The organism is Paenibacillus sp. S28 (genome assembly GCF_016624415.1).
In the GTDB taxonomy this organism is placed as follows: domain Bacteria; phylum Bacillota; class Bacilli; order Paenibacillales; family Paenibacillaceae; genus Paenibacillus_AQ; species Paenibacillus_AQ favisporus.
Map to the genome: position 1 here is coordinate 1 of NZ_JACVTM010000032.1, position 22,265 is coordinate 22,265.

21 protein-coding genes are annotated in these 22,265 nt (G+C 54.6%); 9 read left to right on the plus strand and 12 right to left on the minus strand.

Annotation, left to right across the window (positions count from 1 at the left end; genetic code table 11):
* The 3 genes from IAE55_RS33150 to IAE55_RS33160 form a co-directional block, all read left to right on the plus strand.
* The coding region (locus tag IAE55_RS33150) for an FAD-dependent oxidoreductase (RefSeq protein ID WP_200634928.1) at positions 1-1,352 on the plus strand (1,352 nt) is incomplete at its 5' end.
* A 36-nt stretch (positions 1,353-1,388) separates the two neighbouring features.
* Positions 1,389-2,801 (plus strand): MBL fold metallo-hydrolase, encoded by a 1,413-nt coding sequence (locus tag IAE55_RS33155; RefSeq protein WP_200634929.1) that lies wholly within the window; start codon positions 1,389-1,391, stop codon positions 2,799-2,801.
* Between the two features lie 63 nt (positions 2,802-2,864).
* Positions 2,865-3,452 carry a histidine phosphatase family protein gene (locus tag IAE55_RS33160; RefSeq protein ID WP_200634930.1) on the plus strand — a complete coding sequence of 196 codons (588 nt, stop codon included), beginning with the start codon at positions 2,865-2,867 and terminating at the stop codon, positions 3,450-3,452.
* Between the two features lie 105 nt (positions 3,453-3,557).
* On the opposite strand, the gene IAE55_RS33165 is transcribed toward IAE55_RS33160, so the two are convergent.
* On the minus strand, positions 3,558-4,373 hold the full coding sequence (locus IAE55_RS33165) for an AraC family transcriptional regulator (protein WP_200634931.1): 816 nt from the start codon (positions 4,371-4,373) through the stop codon (positions 3,558-3,560).
* A gap of 193 nt (positions 4,374-4,566) precedes the next feature.
* Here IAE55_RS33165 and IAE55_RS33170 point away from each other — a divergent pair, with 193 nt between their 5' ends.
* A complete protein-coding gene (locus IAE55_RS33170) occupies positions 4,567-5,313 on the plus strand; it encodes a YqcI/YcgG family protein (protein ID WP_200634932.1) in 747 nt (248 codons plus the stop codon).
* A gap of 103 nt (positions 5,314-5,416) precedes the next feature.
* Here the strand turns inward: IAE55_RS33170 and IAE55_RS33175 are convergent, their stop codons facing one another.
* Positions 5,417-6,211 carry an SDR family NAD(P)-dependent oxidoreductase gene (locus tag IAE55_RS33175; RefSeq protein WP_089548604.1) on the minus strand — a complete coding sequence of 265 codons (795 nt, stop codon included), beginning with the start codon at positions 6,209-6,211 and terminating at the stop codon, positions 5,417-5,419.
* Between the two features lie 185 nt (positions 6,212-6,396).
* The gene (locus IAE55_RS33180) at positions 6,397-7,410 is read right to left on the minus strand and encodes an AraC family transcriptional regulator (protein WP_200634933.1); all 1,014 of its coding nucleotides are present in this window, start codon (positions 7,408-7,410) and stop codon (positions 6,397-6,399) included.
* A gap of 203 nt (positions 7,411-7,613) precedes the next feature.
* Here IAE55_RS33180 and IAE55_RS33185 point away from each other — a divergent pair, with 203 nt between their 5' ends.
* A complete protein-coding gene (locus IAE55_RS33185) occupies positions 7,614-8,006 on the plus strand; it encodes a hypothetical protein (protein ID WP_145163573.1) in 393 nt (130 codons plus the stop codon).
* A gap of 65 nt (positions 8,007-8,071) precedes the next feature.
* On the opposite strand, the gene IAE55_RS33190 is transcribed toward IAE55_RS33185, so the two are convergent.
* The 3 genes from IAE55_RS33190 to thyX all read right to left on the minus strand — a co-directional run bounded on the left by IAE55_RS33190 (position 8,072) and on the right by thyX (position 10,220).
* Complete coding sequence (locus IAE55_RS33190; RefSeq protein WP_200634934.1) at positions 8,072-9,052, minus strand: Gfo/Idh/MocA family protein; 981 nt, start codon at positions 9,050-9,052, stop codon at positions 8,072-8,074.
* A 42-nt stretch (positions 9,053-9,094) separates the two neighbouring features.
* Positions 9,095-9,421, minus strand: a complete 327-nt coding sequence (locus IAE55_RS33195; RefSeq protein ID WP_145029683.1) for a hypothetical protein — start codon at positions 9,419-9,421, stop codon at positions 9,095-9,097.
* An 88-nt stretch (positions 9,422-9,509) separates the two neighbouring features.
* Complete coding sequence (gene thyX / locus IAE55_RS33200; protein ID WP_200634935.1) at positions 9,510-10,220, minus strand: FAD-dependent thymidylate synthase; 711 nt, start codon at positions 10,218-10,220, stop codon at positions 9,510-9,512.
* A 158-nt stretch (positions 10,221-10,378) separates the two neighbouring features.
* Between thyX and IAE55_RS33205 the strand changes: the two genes are divergently transcribed.
* Positions 10,379-11,425 carry a collagen-like protein gene (locus IAE55_RS33205; RefSeq protein WP_313960396.1) on the plus strand — a complete coding sequence of 349 codons (1,047 nt, stop codon included), beginning with the start codon at positions 10,379-10,381 and terminating at the stop codon, positions 11,423-11,425.
* 105 nt (positions 11,426-11,530) lie between these two features.
* Here IAE55_RS33205 and IAE55_RS33210 read toward each other — a convergent pair whose 3' ends face one another.
* Positions 11,531-12,400, minus strand: coding sequence for an AraC family transcriptional regulator (locus IAE55_RS33210; protein WP_200634937.1), 870 nt, complete (start codon positions 12,398-12,400; stop codon positions 11,531-11,533).
* A gap of 221 nt (positions 12,401-12,621) precedes the next feature.
* Between IAE55_RS33210 and IAE55_RS33215 the strand changes: the two genes are divergently transcribed.
* Positions 12,622-14,607: an alpha-amylase family protein gene (locus IAE55_RS33215; protein WP_200634938.1), complete on the plus strand. Its 1,986-nt coding sequence runs from the start codon at positions 12,622-12,624 to the stop codon at positions 14,605-14,607.
* A 307-nt stretch (positions 14,608-14,914) separates the two neighbouring features.
* Here the strand turns inward: IAE55_RS33215 and rnhA are convergent, their stop codons facing one another.
* Together rnhA and IAE55_RS33225 are read right to left on the minus strand one after the other, a co-directional pair.
* Positions 14,915-15,583 (minus strand): ribonuclease H, encoded by a 669-nt coding sequence (gene rnhA, locus IAE55_RS33220; RefSeq protein WP_105445107.1) that lies wholly within the window; start codon positions 15,581-15,583, stop codon positions 14,915-14,917.
* A 71-nt stretch (positions 15,584-15,654) separates the two neighbouring features.
* On the minus strand, positions 15,655-16,119 hold the full coding sequence (locus IAE55_RS33225) for an acyl-CoA thioesterase (RefSeq protein ID WP_076177062.1): 465 nt from the start codon (positions 16,117-16,119) through the stop codon (positions 15,655-15,657).
* A 344-nt stretch (positions 16,120-16,463) separates the two neighbouring features.
* Between IAE55_RS33225 and IAE55_RS33230 the strand changes: the two genes are divergently transcribed.
* Positions 16,464-17,240: an ABC transporter ATP-binding protein gene (locus IAE55_RS33230; protein ID WP_200634939.1), complete on the plus strand. Its 777-nt coding sequence runs from the start codon at positions 16,464-16,466 to the stop codon at positions 17,238-17,240.
* A gap of 230 nt (positions 17,241-17,470) precedes the next feature.
* Entirely contained in the window at positions 17,471-18,622 is a 1,152-nt protein-coding gene (locus IAE55_RS33235; RefSeq protein ID WP_200634940.1) for a phosphodiester glycosidase family protein, read from the plus strand.
* A gap of 130 nt (positions 18,623-18,752) precedes the next feature.
* On the opposite strand, the gene IAE55_RS33240 is transcribed toward IAE55_RS33235, so the two are convergent.
* From IAE55_RS33240 to IAE55_RS33250, 3 genes are all read right to left on the minus strand, one after another.
* Complete coding sequence (locus tag IAE55_RS33240; protein WP_145163589.1) at positions 18,753-20,381, minus strand: MDR family MFS transporter; 1,629 nt, start codon at positions 20,379-20,381, stop codon at positions 18,753-18,755.
* A gap of 15 nt (positions 20,382-20,396) precedes the next feature.
* A complete protein-coding gene (locus IAE55_RS33245; protein ID WP_105445110.1) occupies positions 20,397-20,840 on the minus strand; it encodes a MarR family winged helix-turn-helix transcriptional regulator in 444 nt (147 codons plus the stop codon).
* Positions 20,841-21,222: 382 nt separating this feature from the next.
* Positions 21,223-21,882, minus strand: coding sequence for an S-layer homology domain-containing protein (locus IAE55_RS33250; protein WP_105445111.1), 660 nt, complete (start codon positions 21,880-21,882; stop codon positions 21,223-21,225).
* Positions 21,883-22,265 lie beyond the last annotated feature (383 nt).

The following is a 22,265-nucleotide window of genomic DNA, read 5'->3' on the forward strand; positions in this document are numbered from 1 at the left end:
GGGGCGTCGGGGCAGCCATTGCAGCCGCACGGGAGGGAGCGCAGACCATGATCGTGGACCGGCAGGGCTTCCTGGGCGGAAACATGACGATTGGACTGCCTTTGCTGGCCTTCCTGGATGCCCAGGGACGCCAGGTCACCCGCGGCCTGCCGCAGGAAATCGTCGACCGCTTGACCCTGCTTGGCGGTTCCTTCGGACACCGGGAATGCCCGCTGCACAATTCGACGACGGTCATCGACCCCAGCTTGATGAAAATCGTCATTTTTGAAAAAATCAAACAGTACGGGGTACAGTCCCTGCTGCACTGCGAAATCATCGGAACAAACGTGGAGGATGGTGAGCTGAAATCCGTTCTCTTAAAAGGAAAAGGCCGGGAAATCGAGGTCTTCGCCGATGTCTTCATCGATGCGACCGGGGACGGCGACGTCGCTTATATGGCGGGCGCCTCGTTTGAGAAAGGGCAGTACGCGAACGGGGAAACCCAGCCGCCTACCCTTATGTTCACCGTTGGCGGCTTTGATCTCGAACGGTTTATGGATTTCCTCGGGGAGCATCCGGAGGAGCTTCGGCACGGATCTTCGATGAAGATCCGTCCAGGCTATACGGCGGAGTTTCTGCGGGCCAGCGAAAATCACGTGTTCGTCGGCTTGAAAAATACGGTTTCCAGGCTCAGGCAGGAAGGCAAATGCCCGATTAGCCGCGATACTATCATCTATATTAATCTGCCCAGAGAGGGGTACATTGCCCTGAACTGCATCCGCATCCTGAATTTTGATGGGACAAAGGTCGAGGAGCTAAGCCGGGGCGAGATCGAATCGCATCTGCAGATCCTTCCCCTGATCGACATGCTGCGCGAGCACATCCCGGGGTTTGAGCACATCTATTTGTCCTCGATTGCCCCGTTTCTGGGCATCCGTGAAACGAGGCGGATCATGGGCAAGCAGATGATCCGCGAAGAGGCGGCCGTGAACGGGGTCATTCCGGATGACACGATCGCGCTCGGCTCGTATATTATCGACATTCACAGCGGTTCAGGCGACTCGACCGTTATCCGGTCGCTGGCCGGCCCTTATGGCATCACGTACGGGGCGACGATCGCCAAGGACGTGAAACGGCTGATGCTCAGCGGCCGCTGCATCAGCGTTGACCCCGTCGTCTTCGGCTCTTCCCGGGTCATGCCCACCTGCATGGCCGTCGGCGAAGGCGTGGGCATCGGCGCCGCTCTGGCTGCGAAGCAGCAAATCCCTCCGGAGGATGTCGATGTCCGGATCATCCGGCAAAAGCTCAGGGAGCACGGCGCCATCCTTTCGCTGGAGGACGTTGGCGAGGCAAGCGGGACGACAAGTTTATGAAATTGCGAGCTTATATCCACATAGGAGGCGATCACGTTGCAGGAAGCACAATTGACTTTTTTTGGCGGAGTAGGCAAATCAGGAGGCGTGCAGGTTCTGTACGGCAAAGGAAAACAGGGGCTGTTGTTCGACTTTGGCGTCGAGCACAGCAGCCTGCTGTTTCCGACCCAAGTAACGCTGTTTGAACCGGTGAATGCGACACCCGGACGCGAGCTGCGCCAGTTTTTGCTGGGCGGCATGACCGCCCCGCTGCCGGAGCTGTACGATGCTCAGCAGATTGAAGGCCTGGATTGGGCCGTGGTTCGGCGGGTCTGGGAAAACCGGGAATTTCCGAACTACGACCGGATTCACCTCTATATTGGACATATGCATACGGACCATATGGCGCTGCTTCCCTTTGCCCATCCGGATCTCCCCGTATATATGAGCCGTGATTCGTATTCCTTGTTCCGCGGCATGGTGGCGGGCCGGCACAGCAAGGATACCCGGGCCAAGATAACAACCTGCGACGACCTGACCGTGGTCGATTTCGGAGAGTTCACGATGCAGGTCGTCGAGATGGATCACAATGCGACCGGCGCATCCGGCATCATCATCGACGACGGCACCCATAGAATTGCGTATACGGGGGACTGGCGCCGGCAGGGCAAGCATCCGGATAAGATCGACCGTTTCATCCGGCTGTGCCAGAGCAGACCGATCGACGTGCTCATTACGGAAGGGACGCGCCTTACATCCGACCCCTCCACCGTTCCGCTGCAGATCACGGAGGAGGCGCTGCTTGTCTCGTTCGCGGAGATCGTTCGCGAAGCGGAAGGGCTGGTGTATCTGCAGTTGTCGCCGCGGGATCTAGAGCGGATGGCCGACATGATCGCGATCGCCGCAGACCAAGGAAAAAGCATCGTGATGGAAGCGTCGCTTGCCGCCGTCTGGCATACGGCAAACCGGGAAGGTGTTCGGATGCTCCATGGACATCCGGCATGTGACGTCCCTGTTCAAGTCATCGATGCGACCATAGCCGATGGCATGGAGGTGCCGTACCCCGCCGTCTCTTTGGAAAAAGTGGCCGAGCGCAAGCAAGAAATGGTCTATTTCTTCAAATTTCCGGACCTTGCGCATATGATTGAATTGGAGACGCTGGGAGGCCTGCAGGGTCAATCGCATTTTATTCAATCGGACTACAGCGTCAAAATCGAGCATGCTGCCGTATCCAAGTTTCTGAACGCCTACGCGATTACCGGCCATTCCCTGTCCAATGGCGGACACGCCCATCCCGAGGCGCTTGCCAGCCTGATCGGCAGCATTGCGCCGAAAACCGTTATTACGCTGCACAGCCGGTTCCCGGAATCGCAGGACACCCGGGGCGTAAAGCCGTATTTTCCGGTAAAAGGGGAAACGGTGTCGGTCTCTTCCATCATGGAAGCCGCGGCAAGCGGCGTAAACCGGTAAGTGTTAGATTCATTCCTGGTAGGACTGGATTACAATCGGAGAAAAGCTTAGGAGGACAAATCGGTGACATCAATTACGTTTGTCAGGCATGGAATAACCGATCATAACATCGAGAACAGGGCGCAGGGGCATACGCAAAATCCGCTGAACGAAACCGGAAGAATGCAGGCTGCGCTCGTAGCCAAGCGGCTGGCCGGGGAGCCGTGGGATCTGTTTATTTCCAGTGACCTGCGGCGCGCCCGGGAGACGGCCGACATCATCGCGGCCGAAATCAAGAAGCCGGTCGATTTCTACGACGTGCGTCTGCGTGAGATGGACCGCGGCAAGATCGCCGATACGACCGAAGCGGAAAGGGTCCAGCGCTGGGGAGCCCGTTGGCACGAGCTGGACATGAAGCAGGAAACGGATGAGATGATGCGGGCCCGCGGCCGAAGCTTTGTGGAAGAGATGGCCGTCAGATTTCCGGGACAAAAAATTCTCGCCGTCACGCACGGCTATTTTCTGGGGCAAACCTTAAAAGAACTGATGCAGGATGAGTCGACGGGCGTCAAGCTGCGCAACACTTCCGTGACGACCATCGTTCTGAATGACACTGCCTGGACCTATTCGCTCTACGACTGCATCAAGCATTTGGAAGTGACCGAGGGCTAGCAGACCGGGACGCGGACAGCGGGGCGCCTGTTATCACCGGCATGCGAAATCGACCGGACGCCGGCGCCTTGCTCTGTCTTCCCCACAAAGGACACCAGAGACCGGTTACAGCCGGTTCAGCTCGCGGTATTTGGATGGGCTCATGCCCATATTTTTGGAGAACACCCGGCTTAGATACAAGCCGTTCTCATATCCGCAGCAGGTGGCAATCTGGTCCAGCGTCATATCGGTATCCAGCAGCAGCTCGGCCACTTTACTGATGCGCAAAGACCGGACAAAGTCCGAAGGAGCGATCCGGAACGACTTCCGGAATCGGCGCGTAAATTGGACGGGACTGAGGTTCAGCGAATCCGACAGCTCTCTCATGCTGAACGGGGTGTACGCGTTCTGGTAGATCCATTCGGCTGCACGGTTCATCAGCACATCGTCCGAGTCGGCCAGCAGCTGCTGCTCATCATGGAGATGCTCTCTTTCCCACACCTCGCAGGCGAGCTGCCAGATGTCGTTCATGATCATGTCCTTGCGCAGCACATGCCGTGGTTCTGTCGCTAAATGCAGCTTTCGCAAATAGGCAAAATTGGAAACGAGGCGTTTGTTGTCAAGCGGGCGCGACAAAAACGTCGGCAGCGGCGGGACGGGCCCCGTCTGCTCCTCCCCCACCATTTCAAAGCCGATATAGTGAAGCGCAAGCGGAGACACCATCTCCCGTTCAAAGGTGAACCCTGGCGGGCAGTACACCAGGTCTCCGGCCCCCGCCTCCCCTCGTTCCTCCCCGATCCGGTAATAAAATTTGCCCGATTCCACGGCAAACAGCACCCAGACGGAGTAACAATCCACATCCATTTCAAACCTTTCCTTACGCTCGAAATATGCATGAGAAACCAGATGCAGCGTTTGATTCCACAAGGTTGTTGTCGTCATCTACGCATCGTTCCTTTGGCCTGAAAGATAGTTTCATTGTAAATGGATTGCAGCAGGGCGTTCAATCTTTATTTTGGCCCGAAAACATACCATGATCGGAACCAATATGATGGGCAGGGGGCTAAAGCATGGGCTTCTGCACAGTCACCCTTTTGCCCCTGGGCGTATGCTGTAGGTAAAAGGAGGGCTGTTCATGCCGCTTTTGCTGCAGTATACGGACATCGAAAATGAAGAGCTTCCTCTGGAAGCCTGGAAGAAAGAGGCCTGCCGGCGGTTTGCGGCCAAGATGACGGACCGGGAAGCCCGGTTCCCCTGCATTCCGGCCACAAGGGCGTTTGCGCTCGGTCATCTCCGTTACGGTTTTGCGCCAAGTCCCTGGGATGATTCGGCAGGGCCGGAGCTCGCAGAGATCATTGCCGAATATGGCAGAGCTTCGCGGTCTTTCGGGGATTACTCCTCTTTGGTTGTTTTTTTCGAGGCGGAGGAGAACGTTAGAGATGTCCTGGCCTATGAAGATGCATTCTGGAACTTGCTGAACCAGGTCAGCCGTTTGGATCGTACGCCGTGGCCGGAGGACATTCCGGAAGATCCGGAACAGGCGCTGTGGGAGTTCTGTTACGATGGCGAGCGGTATTTCGTCTACTGCGGCACCCCGGCACATACATCCCGTCAGAGCCGAAGCTTTCCCTATTTCATGCTGGCTTTGACGCCGCGCTGGGTATTGGACCAGTGGAACGCCTATCCTGAAAAAGCGGCCGAGATCGCTCCCCGGATCCGTGCCCGCCTGGCCGCATACGACACCGCGCCGGCCCATCCGGAATTAAAGCCATACGGATCGCAGGGAAATCTTGAATACAAGCAGTATTTTCTGCGGGATGACGACACCTCGCCGGCCGGATGCCCCTTTCATCGGGCAATAACGGAGCGGGCCGGGAAGTAGAACGGTTTGGCTCTCGATCAAGCAGCAGAACCCCGTGCGGGCTGCGAAATACCAAAAAGAACCTCGGGATCCCGCCCAAGGTTCTTTTTCACAACAGCATCGATTAAAAAATTGTCGGCACCATTCCCCCATCCATACGGATCGGAGCGCCTTTGAAGGCAGATGCATAAGGGCTGCATACAAAAGCAGCCAATCTGCCGATTTCAAACGGCCGGATAAACCGCTGAATTTCGGATTGGGGCAGGCCTGCCGCCATAAATCTCTTCTCTTTTTCCGAGAAGGTCAAATCTTCGTCAGCGTACATCCCCTCAATGATTTGCTGCACATTTTCAGAGAGGGTCGGTCCCGGCATGATCGTATTCACGGTAACCTCGGTGCCCTTCGTCAATTTGGACAAGCTCTTCGACAGAGATAACAGCATCGACTTGGTCACGGCATACTGAGGCATTTGTCCCGAAGGCATCAACGCTTCCTCGCTCGCAATAAAGAGAACCCGCCCATAATCCTGCTTCAGCATGGTAGGCAGATAGAATTTGGTCAGCCCATTGGCAGCAAGAACATTCGTGCGGAAGTATGTTTCCCATACTTCGTCGTCAACGTTCTCATATGGCATGATCTCATAGATTCCCATATTGTTCACCAAAATATCAACCTGGGGGAATTTTTCAAACAAAGCTTCTCTTTGCCCTTTATCTACAAGATCGGCCGTCGCCTTCTGCGGAGAGGTCGCCGGGAAGTTCGCCTTGATTTCATTCACCGTTTGTTCTACCTCTGCATCGTTTCGGCCGTTAATGAGTACATGAACGCCTTCTTTGGCCAGCTCGATGGCAATGGCCTTTCCGATCCCTTTCGTAGATCCTGTAACTAACGCTGTCTTATTGTGTAATCCCATATCCATAACAAAAAACTCCTTTTACTCCGGATAGAGATAATATTACCTGACCAGGAGGGTTCAGTAACTAGCCTGCTGCGCCAACGTTCTTGCTATACGCGCCAATAAAATAACAGAATATCCCGACACGCCGAAGCAAGCCGAGGTTTGGAAATCTATCAATAATCGGGCTCTGCTCGCTGTCCTTCTGCTCACGAGTTCGCACTTACATGTTCAGCACGCCAATGGGATGGCGTATTTCCTTCCCAAAGCCGGAAGGCCCGGTAGAACGAATTCTGGTCTTCGTATCCAACAAGGAAAGCGACCTCTTTAATATCAAGCGAAGGGTCCGCCAAATATTCCCGCGCCTGCTCATGTCTGGCTTGCGTCAGCAGGTGCTTGAAGCTTGTGTTCTCCTCTGTAAGCCGGCGCTGCAAGGTACGGTCGCTCATCCCGAGCTCTCTGGCTACAGCCTGAATGTCGGGGCGCCCTGCCGTGAGGCTGCGCTTCAGAATCCATTTGACCGTCTCGGGGAACGAGCGGCTGCGCTGCTGCTCATCAAGCGACCGGTCCAGCGCGGGAGTCAGAATGTCCAACAGTTCTTCGTTATACGATAGAAAAGGCCGATCCAGATCTCGCAGGTGCAGCGTCAGCCGGTTGCCTGTCGCACCTACCTGGATCCGGCAGCCGAAATAACTTTCAAGGGTCTGAATATCACCCATTGGCTGCGAAAATTCAACGGACCGGGCTTGCACAGGCTGCCCTGTCCCCCGGCGCCCAAGCTCCATGAGGCATGCCAGCGTGATGCCAACCAGCACCGATGGGCCGGACTCTCCGGGACGCAGCCAGCCCAGCTCGATGGTGCAGTGCTCCCCCTCCTCGGAGATGCACAGGCTCTCGGGGGGACACATCTGCTTATACCGGGCCATCCGGTACAGCGCGTCACGGTAATCACGGGCATGATAAGTCGCCAATACAGTCGGCGGGTATTTCGCCGTTTCAAAGACGGTCGCCAGCTGAATGATGCCTTGGGCGACGTCGCCGGCCAGCTCGGAATAAGCCTGCCAAATGGCGAAATATTGGGCCGTGGTGACCTCGGGTTCTGCAATGATCGTAAGCGGGAGTCCTGCGCTGCGGGCAACGTCATGCGGGGCAATCCCGAGTTGACGGAATCCTGACCACAATCCCGGCGGAATTTTTATGCGTTCAGAAATATAGGAGCTCATCGCTGCGGGCCTCCTTTAAGCAGTCGCATTCGTTGTAATCGGATAGGCGACCTTCGTCATGGATGTACGTACAGCTATTATAGTACCTGTCCTTATCGCTCTGAAACCAGCAAAAAGTGACAAATCTTCGACGAACCCCGGTCTAGGCTTTCCAGCCAAGAATGGTTTATGATATAGAAAAAGCCAAATTCAGGAGATATATCATGGATATCGCGAAAAAAGAACTGGTGGTCAACCTCTGCCTTCTCTCCCTTGTTCTAAGCATTTTAAACGGTGCCCTTGTCGTCCATATCAACAATTCGCTGGTATCCGATACCCCATACGTTAGCGGCCCGGGGGATTTCGTCGTGTTTGTGTTCTTCTTTTTGATCCTGTATGGATTTCATGCTGTGGTAAGTTTTTTTCATTTCGCTGCGGCAGCATTCGCAAGAAGATCGCTTGTGACAAGACTTGCTGTTTTTAATGCAGCCGGGTTAGCGTTAGTTGGGGCTATTTATGTTTATATCCAGGATGTAACCGTATTGTTTCTGGTCTCCTCCCTCGGTATTTTCTCCCTAGTTACAGCCGTAATATACCGTAAAAAGGTTGTTGATTAATTAGTGTAGACACCAAAAGACCTGCTCCTATATTGGCAGCAGGTCCCCATGGTATGATGGCCAACTTACTCAAATGGATAACGAAGTCCCCATTGACCTCGGATCCGGTCGAGCAGCTTCATAATCGCCACCGACTCTTCAAGCGGAATGACCGAGCTTTCGGTCCGCCCCTCCGCCAGGCATCTTGCCACTTCCTCGGCTTCAAACGCATATCCGAGCGATGTCCGGTCATCTTCAAAAATCTCTTCACTGCCGTTGACATATAACGCAGCTCTGGTCGCGTTCAAAAAGGAAGGAATGCGAATATACCCTTCCGTGCCGTAAATGCATGCTTCATTGTCCATATTCAGGCGTATGGCCCCGTTCAGCTGTGCGGTTTTGCCTGCGCCATAGGACAGCAGGAGAGAGAACTGCTCGTCCACGCCGGTACTGCCGATCTGAGCGGTACTCGACACTTCCTCCGGTTCAGCCCCAAAGATCATCGATGCAAAAGACACGGGGTAAATCCCGGCATCCAGCAGCGCCCCGCCCCCAAGGCTCGGATTGAACAGTCTGCCTTCCGGATTGACGCCAGCACGGAATCCAAAATCCGCTTTGACGAGCTGAACGTCACCAATCCGCCCTTCATCCAGCCATTCCCTCACTTTACGGATGACCGGAAGAAATCTCGTCCACATTCCTTCCATCAGAAAAACCTTGTTCTCTTTGGCATAAGATACGGCCTCTTCCAGTTCGCCCGCGTTCACCGTAAAAGGCTTTTCGCACAATACTGCTTTGCCCGCCTTCAAACATAGCAGGACGTTTTCCTTATGGGCAGGATGCGGCGTCGCGACATAGATCGCGTCAATGTCCGGATCGTTTGCCAGCTCTTCGTAGCTGCCGTATGCTTTCCCGATTCCATAGTCAGCGGCGAAGCGCGAAGCGCTGTCGAGCTTTCTGGAGCCTACGGCCGCTGCCACCCCATTTTCTGCAAAAGCAAGATCTTTTGTAAACTGCGACGCAATCCAGCCCGTTCCCAAAATACCCCATTGGATCGTTTTCGGCATGTGATTATTCCTCCTCAAAGTTAGATTACGAATATTAGACTATTAGTCATGGGTGATTTCATGACTCTCCAGTTTTCCGTTTGCATCGAACTGCAGTCTAAATAGAAGATCATCAACCCCTAAACCCGCTCTTCCCAAATAGTAAACAAACTGAGGAACGGGGCTCGTTATCCTTTGCTCAGGCTCTCCCAATAAACTGATAATTTCGTCCTGTGTCATTCCTTTAAGGTCACTTTTTGCCAACAAATCTTCGACCATACGGTTCCGCTTCCCTGGTTGATCGATCCAAGCATCCGAACTAAACTTATTTTGACATGCGCTTAGACAAAGCATCAGCAACAAAGAAGAGATGAGCACCAGCTTTTTCATCTTCTTTCACTCCTTGAACCCAACTGGTGAATCCGGATTTCCTTGAACATGCGAAACCATTTGATACTAGCTGCATGAACGATAATGGCTATTCCTCATTTCCAAGAAGCTCCCCCAGTGAAACGGGAAATAACGGTTTGATCAGCTCGAGCACCGCTTTCGCGTACTTCTGGATTTCTTTTTGCGCATCATGCTCCAACCGTTGAGACAAGAAGTGAGCGACGGATTGGACCGACGCCGTCCAGTACCAGCGTACATACATCCCGTAAGCGGGAAGGAACAACCGGGCCTGTTCCGCGCAAACGCCGTCCGCCAGGGCGGCTTCGTACTTGGAAATGCCCAGCTCCACATAATCCATCAGTTCTTGGGTATGCTTCACGCCAAGCTCCCAATCCACCTCTCCGCCGCTGCCCTGCTTGGAGTTTTCCGGTTGGGACCTCCACTCGCCTGCCTTGGGGATATAAAATGCGGGGTCCTCTGTTATGTATCGCCGGCTTGATTCGTTCCATGCCTCCAAACTGTCGCCGGTCCCCTCATAATGCGCGGATCCGACCACGTATTTCCACCATTGTCTGGCAACCATAAGAGGGGCATACACCTCAAATTGGACGAGGGCATGGCGAAAAGGCGAAGTATGTCCTTCGCGGGCAAGGAACTTAATGAGCCTCACGTCACGGTCGTTCAACTCCAACGACTGCTTGGCATAGGAGACACGGGCGGCATTGACTACGGTTAAGTCCGAACCCATGTGATTGACCAAACGTACATATCCCTGATCCAGCACTTCGGTGGTCGACATGAACAAGTCCTCCCTGAGACAAATATGGGTTTGTGGGATAACATCACCCTACCATACACCCATTATTCTAATAATGGTTTTTAGTCTAGCCGATAACCGGCTATTCGTCCATGCTTAAAATAGACGACTCACGTACACTAAACCATCTTTATAGGGAGGTGTCGTTGTTGAGTTGTCCGGATAAAAAAAAATCGTGCAAAAAGAAAACCGCAATTGTGTGCCATCCAAAAGAAAAGAAAAAGAAACGACGTGTTATAGTTATAAAAAAAATAGTTCGGGTACCGTGTCCCCCGCCTAAAGGTCAGCAATTACTAAAAGGACTTGCGGGAGCAATTGCAGAAGCCGGGCCTCAAGGACTTGCCGGAGCTCTGGGACCCCAAGGACTTGCAGGACTTGTTGGAGCAATAGGCGCACTTGGACCTGAAGGAATTGCAGGTGCACTCGGACCTCAAGGAATAGCAGGGCTTGTTGGAGCGATCGGCGCACTTGGACCCGAAGGACTTGCAGGTGCACTCGGACCTCAAGGAATAGCAGGACTTGTTGGAGCGATCGGCGCACTTGGACCCGAAGGACTTGCAGGTGCACTTGGACCTCAAGGAATAGCAGGACTTGCAGGAGCGATTGGCGCACTTGGACCCGAGGGGCTTGCAGGTGCACTCGGGCCTCAAGGACTAGCAGGGATTGCAGGTGCAATTGGCGCAGCTGGATTGGCAGGGCCAACAGGACCCGCAGGACCGGCAGGAGCAACGGGTCCAGCGGGACCCGCAGGGCCGGCGGGTGGAGTATTAGGCTTTGCAGATTTTTTTGCCTTAATGCCTCCTGATAATGCAGCAACTGTTGCCCCCGACACGGACGTCAGCTTTCCACAAGATGGTCCAATCAGCGGGACTGCGATTACCCGTGTAAATGCAAGCTCATTTAACTTGGCTACTATTGGAACTTATCAGGTTTTGTTTCAGGTAGGTGTAAACGAACCGGGTCAACTCATTTTAACACTCAACGGCGCTGACCTGGCTTATACCGTAGTCGGGCGTGCTACAGGCACTACCCAAATCGTAGGCATGGCCCTTGTGCAAACAACGGTCATCAATTCAGTACTCACAGTTCGAAATCCAGCTGGCAATGCCGCGGCACTCACGATCACTCCATTAGCTGGAGGAACAAGACCCGTTTCGGCACATCTTGTTATTACACAGATTGCATAGAGTAAAAGAAATACAAACTACAGGAAACGATAACTCAGTAAACACCAACAGGCTGCCGATATCCATTTTCGGCAGCCTGTGCTTTCCCAATCAGACATGAAACCATTACAGATGGCTCTGCCGGCGCTGGCGATACTGCCCGGGGGAAATCCCCGTACGGTCCCGAAACAGCCTCCCAAAGAAGCTCGCGCTCGGAATCCCGACCTGCTCCGCCACCTCCTGCACCGTCAACGACGTCTGCTCCAGTAGAACCATCGCCTGGCTGATCCGCAAATGCTGTACATACTGAAGGGGCGTCATGCCCGTATACTTTTTCAGGCAGCGGGTAATGTGGTCGAATTGAAAATGCAGCGCCTCCTCAAGCTCCTCCGAGCGAAAAGGCTCATTCCAGCTGCGCTGCAGATAGCTGACCGTCTCCCGGGCGAGAGCGGCCGATCGCGAGCCCGGCCTGCGCCCTAAATCCGCCTGCAGCAGCTCCAGCAGGTCGCAGAACAGCACCTGCAGCTTCAAGGAGTGCTCCACGGCAAAACCGCGATGCAGTTCCACCATCCGGTCCAGCAAAGGCTGGAGCAGGTGAAAAGGAGCATCGCCGAATTTGGGCAGATACATCGTTTGCTCTGCCGGATGCTCGTCGCTGTCCTGCCCTTGAGGGAGCATCGCCGACCAGGGAATATCCTCTGCCTCCATCCGGCGAAGGGGCTCCGGGTGCCGGAAGTGCACCCAATACACCGCCGTCGGCTCCGAGCAAGCCTGAGTGCCCGAATGGGTACGTCCCGGCTCGAGCAGCAGCAGCTGGCCGTCCTGAATGACATATTCGGTATCGTCTTCCCGCAAATACATGGCACCTTTCTTTACCAGAATCAGATCGTAGGCGTCAAAGCTGCGGGTCTGATGCCGGCTTCCAGGCGCCCATACGGCGCGCCCGACGGTCAGATGCGACGGCAGCGGCGGAATCGCCAGCTCGAGGCATTTCATGGGCTTCCTCTACCTCCTGCACAAGTCGATATCGTGGCAGATCATTCTTATCATTAAATTCATCCTAGCATAATATGCTGTTTCGGTCATTTTTCAAAAGTCGATATCGGACAGAACAAAGTCGCTATTCCGTATGGAAGCGGTATCAATTTTCCTTTACCTTAGGGGTATGTGCAAAGCCGTTTTCAAATCTCTGCTTATTGAATGGAGGAACATCTACCATGCGTATGCGCCAGGTTCATCTCGACTTTCATACGTCCGAAGCGATTCATCCCATCGGCTCCCGCTTCAGCAAGGAACAGTTTCAGCAGGCGCTGAAGCTTGGCCATGTGGATTCGATCACCGTTTTTTCCAAATGCCATCACGGATGGGCATACCATCCCTCCGAGGCGAACGTCACGCATCCGGGACTGTCCTTCGACCTGCTCGGTGCCATGATTGAAGCCGCCCACGAAATCGGGGTACGAACTCCTGTCTACCTGTCCGCCGGCCTTGACGAGAGGCTTGCCGTGCGGCATCCCGAATGGCTGATCCGTGAACGCTTCAGCCGCGAAGGCGACCTGTTCACGCCGGGATACCACCAGCTCTGCCTGAATACGCCTTATCTGGACATACTGCTGTCCCAGATTGAAGAGGTCGCGCAGCGTTATGATGCCGACGGCATTTTTCTGGACATCGTCGGGGTGCGGGAGTGCTACTGCGCCACCTGCGTAGCGGCGACCCGGGAGCAGGGGATCGACCCGCGAGACAAAAGCGCCATGCGCCCGCTCTGGGAGCAAACCTACGCCAATTACACCAGCCGCGTTAAAGAAACGGTGCATCGGCACAAACCGGGACTGCCGATCTTCCATAACGGCGGCCACATCCGCCGCGGACGCCGCGACCTTGCGCACATGAACTCGCATCTCGAGCTGGAGTCGCTGCCGACCGGGGGCTGGGGCTACGACCACTTCCCGCTGTCCGCCCGCTACGCCCAGACGCTGGGCATGCCGTTCCTGGGCATGACCGGCAAGTTTCATACCACCTGGGGCGAATTCGGCGGCTATAAGCACCCGAACGCCCTGCGGTATGAAGCCGCGCTCAGTCTGGCGAACGGCGCCGCCTGCTCCATTGGGGACCAGTTGCATCCGCTGGGCGCGATGGATGAAGCCACCTACCGGCTGATCGGCGCGGCCTATGCCGAAGTCGAAGCCAAGGAAGCGTGGTGCCGTGACGCCGTCAACGTCGCCGACGTAGCGCTCCTGTCGGTGGAAGCGGCCGGCACCCATCAGGCGACCGGCGGCCACGACAGCTTCACCGGCGATCCGGACGCCGGCGCGGTGCGCATGCTGCTGGAAGGGCATATCATGTTCGACGTCGTCGACCTGGAAGCCGACTTCAGCCCGTATGCCGTCCTGATCCTGCCCGACCGGATCCGGGTCAACGATGCGATCCTGGCCAAGTTGGACAGCTTTTTGGCCGGCGGCGGGCGCATCCTTGCTACCGGCGAATCGGGCCTGAAGCCGGACGACAGCGAATTTGCCATCGACTTGGGCGTTCGTCACGCCGGCGTCAATCCGTTCCGTCCAGACTACTACCATCCGCAGCATCCGCTCGCGAGCCTGCAGGAATCGGCGTTTATTTTCTATTCGGAGGGGCAGAAAGTGACGCTTGCCGAGGGGGGAACCGAGCTTGGCAAACGTGAAAATCCGTATTTTAACCGCGACGCGTTCACGTTCTGCTCCCATCAGCATACGCCGAACAGCGGAGAGTACGGCGGGCCGGGCATGGTGGAGCATGCGAACGGAATTTATATCGCCTGGAACGTGTTCGAAGATTATGCTTCCAAGGGAAGCCTCGTTTTAAAGGAAACCGTCCTGTACGCGTTGAACCGTCTGCTGCCGGAGAAGACGCTGCGTACGAACCTTCCCGCGCAGGGCGTAACAACGGTTCAGCATCAGCCGGACCAGAAGCGTTATGTCCATCATTCGCTGTACGCCTCGCCGGTGAAGCGCGGGCGTAACATTGAAGTGATCGAGGACCTGCTCCCGATCCGCGGAACGACCGCGGAGCTGCGGATTTCCGAGCCGGTCACCGGCGTATACCTGGCGCCGCAGATGACGCCTATCGACTTCCGGCAGCAGAACGGCCTCGTCACGTATGAGCTGCCGGAGTGGCAGTGCCACCAAATGGTCGTTCTGGATTACGGCCAGCCGGAAGGGAACTAGCAGGACGACAGCCTGTCTCTACCCGAGACACACGCCCACATCTCATAAACACATGCTTCTCTCAAACGCACGCGTACTTGCAACCACACACGCTTGCTCGAAACGAAACTACACGCATACTCGGACATACAGGCTTACGCGTAACCCTATGCTCACGAATAAGCACAGTACAGATACGCGTAAACACATACTTACGCAAAAATACAAGCGGTGGCGAACTACATGTTTATGCTTTCGCCTAAACCCATGCTCACTCGCAAACCAAAAAACCCGGAGCGCTTCTAAGCTGCCCTGGGCTTTTTTAGCCTTATTTCCGGCCGAAATCCGCCTTGATCTCGCCCCATTCCTCGGTCTTCCACTTCACGATTTTGTTCTCGTACTTGTTCTCGTGCAGCCACTGTACGGCGCGGTCCGTCAGCTCCCAAATCTTCCGCGTCTTCTCGGTACGGGCCAGCGTCGTTGCCGGTTTCTTGTTGCGCACCCAAGCCAGCGCCGTCTTCGAGTCGGTGTAAATGGTCTTCTTGCTGCCCTTCTGCTTCAAATACGCCAGCGCATGGACGATCGCGATAAATTCGCCCAGGTTGTTCGTTCCATTTTCAACCGGTCCGACATAGAACAGAATTTCCCCGGTCCGCGTATCGACGCCTTTGTACTCAACTGGGCCGGGATTGCCGCGCGTACCGACATCCACCGAGATGCTATCGTAATCGATCTCTTCCATCGAGGATGCCGACGCAGACGGCTTGCCGGATTTGGCTGCTTTGGACGTATAACCTCCGGCTGAGCCCGACGCCTTGGCTTTGCCCCAGTTTTTCTTCCATCCCCCCGCATAAGCCGCTTCCGCCTCCGCGCGCGATTCGTAGGACTTGTATTTGGCGTCCGTATACCCGTTTACCTGAGCCTGGCATTCCGGCCAAGACGTATAGATTCCCGGCTTATGCCCTTCCCAGACGACGTAAAATTTTTGCTTTGCCATAACTAGAATTTGCTCCTATCTGCTTCTGCATCTTTTTCCCCATCTACAGTTACGTTCTTCCAAGCAGACGGCTATTGCGCCAGACCCGTTCCTTCGAACGCCCGGATGGCTTCCTTGATTTCCTCCGGCAGCGGAGTGCTCTTCCCGCTCTTCGTTTCGATCAGCACGACCGCGCCGCGTCCGGCCGCCTTCAGTGCTCCTGAAGCGACGACGGCATACTCAATGTCCAGGGAGGAGCGTCCGATCGACGCCACCCGCACATGTAGCTGCACCGGATCGCTGCGGTACATTTGGGCGAGATATTGGCATTCGAGGTCGGCAACCACCATCACCTTCTCCTCGCCAAACAAGTCGGCAAACAGCCCGAGCTGCTCGAAGTATTCGATTCTGCCCTGTTCAAAATACATAAAATAGCTGACGTTATTCACATGTCCAAGCATATCCGTCTCGCAGTAGCGCACCTTGATCGGGATTGAAAAATGAAACTTTTGCAGCCAGCCTGCAGCATCCGGCTGAATAAAGCTTTCCCTCTTCATGAAAATGTCTCCTTTGCGGACCCGCTATTCCCCTGCCTGTCGTACAAGTACGTGAGATCCCCCATCGGCTTGACGGCTTGGCCGGATCAGGCCCCGATTTCCGGCTGTCTGATGCCCATTATAGCAAAAAATGCTTCCCCCGTTCAGCAATTATCGCGGCGACAGCCCTTTTCTCCGCGTCGTATGATTTAAGGAAATCGTCAGACGGGGCCAGTGATCAGAGCATCCTGGGGACGTTATCCGCTGCCGTTTCTACGGCTCAGGTATTGACAGGATCGTGATTTGTTTTAACATGTGAAGAACAGCATGTATCCGACTGCGGATCAAGAGAGAGAGGGAACCTGATGATCATTGATATCGAGAACATTACGTGGAGAAGCGGGCAGCATACGTTAATGAAAAATGTAAGCTGGCAGGTGAAGCCCGGCGAGAATTGGGCGCTGCTGGGCCTGAACGGCTCGGGCAAAACGACGCTACTGAACATCGTCAACGGTTATATTTGGCCGTCCGAGGGCTCGGTCAGTGTGCTGGGGCACCGCTTCGGGGAAGTGGACCTGCGCGAGCTGCGCAAATCGATCGGCTGGGTCAGCAACTCCTTTCAGGAGCGTCTGTACGGATCGGACCGCACCCAGAACATCGTCGTCAGCGGTAAACACGCCACGGTGGGCCTGTACGACAAAACGAGCGATGAGGACTTCGACCGTGCCCGCGAGTTGATGGAAACGATGAACTGCGGCCATTTGTGGGACCGCGAATACCGCACCTGCTCACAGGGCGAAAAGCAGAAGCTGCTCATTGCCCGCGCGCTGATGGCCGAGCCACGCATACTGATTTTGGACGAGCCGTGCAACGGGCTGGATTTGTTTTCCCGGGAAAAGCTGCTGGACAGCATCCGGGAACTGACCCTGCAGCCAAACGCACCGACGCTCATTTACGTCACGCACCACACCGAGGAAATTTTGCCGGCGTTTAGCCACGTACTGCTGATGAGACGCGGCGAGGCGGTCTGCAGCGGGCGGACCGAGGACGTGTTGACCGCGGACACGCTCAGCGACCTGTTCGAATCACCGGTGGAGGTTGACCGTCACGGAGACCGGGTATACGTGCGCGTAGCGGAATAGGCGCTGCGATTACAAGGCGGATCGCAAAAGGAGGGCTTCGTTGATCGAAGTTCCTCCTTTTTTATGCTTGCACCAATCGAGAGCTTGTCCGGCTTCGCCCAGCATAGTTTAGCGAATAAACCTGATGACATCCGGCTCAAAGTTCCCGCTCTGTAAGCCGATATACTAGTAAGGAAATGATTTCCTGAACATTGGTTTATATTTCGAGACAAAGGGGATATTTTTGCAGCATGAAAAAATGGTTAACCGTAGTACTCATCATGTGCCTTACCTGGGTGTGCCTTGCGCCATCCGCGCCTGCTTCCGCCGCTTCGGCCGTCAAAAACGTCGTGATCGTCGATGCAAAAACCGGCTATTCCTTCCTGCCGGTCCGCTCCTTGACCGAGTTCGAAGGCGTAACCACCCAGTGGAACGACGCCGCCAAGCAGCTCGACATTTTCCAGGGCAACCATCGTCTGACGCTTCACCTCGCGCAGAAGTCCGCTACTTTAGACGGCGCTAGCCTCGCCCTTGCCGCCGCCCCGTTCCGCGAGAACGGCTCGGTTTATGTACCGCTGTCGCTCATCGTCAGCAAGCTCGGCGTTGAAGCCAGTTGGCAGAAGGACGAAGCAGCCGTCAAGCTGACCAGGGAAGGAGCGGAACAGTATCTCCCCTACGTTACCCGAAACGTGGGACAAGCCCTGAAAAACCCGATCGTGAGCGCACGCCAAACGTATAAAGTCGGCGGCAGATCGTTTTCCGCCCAGACGGTGACGATCGACCTGCTGCATCCGAAAATTCAGCTGGATGTCGTACTCGCCGGGAATACCCCCGGCAAGGTCGAAGACCTCTCCAGCATCGCCAAGCGCAGCGGCGCAAAGGTGGCCGTCAACGGCACCTTTTTTGACGCTTATACCAGCGGCGCCTACAAGGCTCCATACGGCTATATCGTGAGCCATGGCACCGTCAAGATGCCAAGCCCCGGCGACAAGCGGTCCATCTTCGCTTATGACGCCAACCACTTGGCGCGGATCATCGCCGGTCCTGATTTTGGCCAAGCCTTTGAGCAGGGATGGATCGATGGCGGGCTTCAGGCCGGGCCGCGGCTACTGGTGAACGGCAAAGTTTCGCTGAACGTGAAGAAGGAAGGCTTTAAGGATCCGAAGATTCTAACCGGTGGAGGCGCCCGCAGCGCGCTCGGCCTGACCCGGGATCACCGGCTGATCCTGCTGACCACCGGGGGAGCTACCATTCCCCAGCTGGCGGAAATCATGAAGAAGGCCGGAGCCTACCAGGCCATGAACCTGGATGGCGGGGCTTCCAGCGGTTTGTACTATAACGGCAAGTACCTGACCGCTCCCGGCCGGAAAATCAGCAATGCGCTTGTCGTGAAACTTCAATAAGACGGGGGGCCCTGCCCTGCCTATCGGAAATAGCCTGAAGCGAATACGCTTCAGGCTATTCGTTTTTAAAACATAAAAATACCCCCAGACCGTTTTTCAACGGACTGGAGGTATGGAGTCAATAACGGAATTATTCGGCCGTTACGGCCTTGCCTGGCTTCACGTTCGCATTCCCCGACGGCGCGTTTGCTTCCGGTGTCTGGTTGGTGGAGCGAAGCGGCAGTTCTTTCAAGAAGAACACGAGCACCAGAGCAACGACAAGCACCAGCGTACCTGTAAGGAACACGGTGGACAGCGTATCGCCCAGCGCGTGCCGGATGCTGTCGATCATTTGCACGAACAGTGCTCTGGCTTGCTCAGGCAGGCTCGCTTCCGTCTTTTCGACCAGCGGCTTGTTCATGAGCGTCTGCGGATTGGCGAAGGCGAGCATGCCTTGTGCCGTCTTCGGATCCAGAGAACTGAAGTCCGGAGCACTCGGCGACTGCAGCGCTTCTTTCAAATGTTTCGTCAAACTGTTCGACATAACCGTACCCATCACAGCGATACCGATCGTACCGCCAAGGTTACGGAACAGCTGTGTCGATGCGGTAACGACACCGAGCTCCTTATGCGACACCGCATTTTGCGTTGCCAGCGAGAAGACCGGCATCCCGAGGCCCAGGCCAATACCGAAAATGATCGTGCTGACGATCGTCATCGCGATGTTATCCATAAAGATCATCAGGCCCATGCCAATAATCATAACCGGCATCCCGATCAGGGCAAAGCGCTTGTATTTCCCGATTTTGGCGATCAATTGACCGGTAATGGCACTCGTGATGACCATACACAGCGACATCGGAAGCGTGACGTAACCCGCATAAGTCGGAGAAATAGCCAGCACGCCCTGCACGTAGAAGGAAATATAAATCATGGCTCCCATCAGGCCAAAGTTCATAATAAAGCCGATCAAGTTCGAGACCGTCACCACGCCGTTTTTAAACAAATGCAGCGGGAGAATCGGTTCCTTCACCAAGGTTTCCACATAAATAAAAATGAGTGCAGATACAACGGTTGCTCCAAGGAGACTAAGAATCTGCCAAGAGCCCCATTCGTACTCGGTCCCCGCCCAGGAAAAGGCAAGAAGCAGCGGAACGATCGTCGTCGTCAGGAACAAAGAACCCACGTAATCGACGCTCTGTCCGTGCTTGCGGTCCACTTTCGGAAACAGCGTCAGAATCATAATAAAAGCAACAATGCCAAGCGGCAGGAAAATCCAGAACAGCCAGTGCCAGTCGATATGATCCACCAGATAACCGCCAAGCGTCGGTCCCAGGACACTGGAGAAACCGAACACCGCCGTCATGAGGCCCATCCATTTACCGCGTTCGCGCGGAGGAAACAAATCCCCTACCGCCGTAAAGGCCGTCGATTGGATGATACCAGCGCCAATCCCCTGAATCCCGCGATAAATGATGAACTGGTACACATTATCCGAAGTACCGGTTAAGAACGCGCCTAACATGAAAAATAGGATCCCGATCAGAATGAACGGCTTGCGTCCAAACATATCCGACAATTTACCGACCAGAATCGTCGCAATCGTCGAAGTTAACAAATAAATATTAATCGTCCATGTATAGTAATCCATACCATCCAGGATCGCGATAATACGCGGCATCGCCGTGCTTGTGATCGTCTGGTTAATGGCCGCAAAAAACATCGCCGCCATAATCGCGATCATGATGGTTACTTTACGCTTCAGCGTTAAATGCTCCATGTACCTCTTTCACCTCTATGCTTCATGATGATCTATATTCAAAAGCATTAATGAGAAGATCCTTCTCAAATGCTGTACATCCTCTTCGGACAACATTTCAAAGAACACTGTAATGATTTCTTGCTGGTCCTCAACGATTTGCCCGATCGTGGACATCCCTTTCTCTGTAATGGAGGTATACACGACCCTCCGGTCGTTCTCGGCCCTTTCCCGGTTTACATAACCCGAAGCAAGGAGCTTATCCGTCAAACTCGTTATGGCGGGAGACGTCAGGCCAAGCATTTCGGCCAGTTCGGATACCTTCTGTGGGCCCCGGAGCTTCAATGCATATAATACCTGAAACTGGGGAAAAGTCAGATTATACTGCTTGGCGCTGTTTTTGTTCCATTCATGGGACATACTTTTCAGCAGCGACCGGAACATCGCCGCCACTTCAAACAATTGTTCATTTCTGGACAAACGGTTGACCTCCTTGGCGTGGTATGGATCTGTGACCATCCGCGTCGTATTGCCGCAGTTACATTAGGACACTAATTAATTATTTGTTAATAGATAAATTTTTAATCAATTAGTAACTTAATCATTAAATACTTAAGTAATATTACGCCTCTGCGGCCGGATAGTCAAGAGGCTGCTTTTGGGAGACTTGTCCTTTTTTTTGCACTAAAAAGAGGTCCTCCCCTTTCTCGATTGGCTCCTATTTTTCTAAAAAGTGTCTTCTCAACAAAAAAAGCCACCCTTTGCAAGGGTGACTTTTTTGTCGATATTCGTCGTGCCTTTCGGCTGTGTATCATCGACGGATCTCGTTTCCGTTTGACAACAGAGACCGTTTCCGACTCTATTATTCCGGCTTAGGGTAATTGTGTGTTTTCAAAAATTCAAGCGCGTTGTACACCATTACCGCTGCTTCAGACCGGGTCACTTGATCTTGGGGACGGAAGTTGCCGCTGCTGTCCAGGTCGGCAATCCCCCAGGAGAGCGCCCGCTGAATAGCCCCTTGATACTCAGGAGTCATTTTGCTGTCATCCGCGATGTCTTTGGGTACCAAATTGATCATCGGCAGGTTGCCCTTCTTTTCCACCGTCTCGATCAAATACTGCGTGAAAGCTTCACGAGTCATGCCTTGACTAGGCTCAATATCAGCCGGCAGGGCGATGCCGTGGTTGGTAACCGTAAGAAAAGCTGGAGCAAACCAAGCGCCTGCCTTCACGTTGGTTAGGGATGCGGTTTCGCTTCCCTCGGCTGCCTTCGTGACCGGCACATCAGCCAGCACGTTTGCCAGCAGCTGAACGCCTTCCGCGTTCGTCAGCTGTGCCTGCGGCCGGAAGGCCGATTCACTGTCGCCCTTCAGCAGCTTTTGCTGCTGGAGCGCAGCGATTTTATCGGCACCGGCGACTCCCGCCAAATCCGTAAAGCCCTCTCCTGCCGCGAACACGGACCCGCCGATCGCCAGGGATAATGCCAGGGCTGCAACACTTCCTGATACAACTTTCTTCTTCATCTAGCTACACCTTCTTCGAGAAAATTTGGTCTTGTCTTTCCTACAGACGCAAAGAAAATATGGAAGGTTGCACCATGGGAAAATCTTCGGATTAGTCCCGCCGTAGAGGTAGATTTTGACGCGCTTCCTGAATGGGTTCCTTCAGTGTAGCCGGCACGGACGGTCGTACCCACGCTCCGTAGGTTCTCTCCCACACTACCGCTCCATAACAAAAAAACGCCTTTCGGCGTTATGTTTTATGTATGGAGCGGGTGATGGGAATACTCAACATCTCGATTAAAAAGCGGACCTTCGGCCCGCCACAGAAGTAGATGTTGACGCGCGTCCTGAACGGGTTCCTTCAGTGTAGCCGGCACGGACGGTCGTACCCACGCTGCATGGGT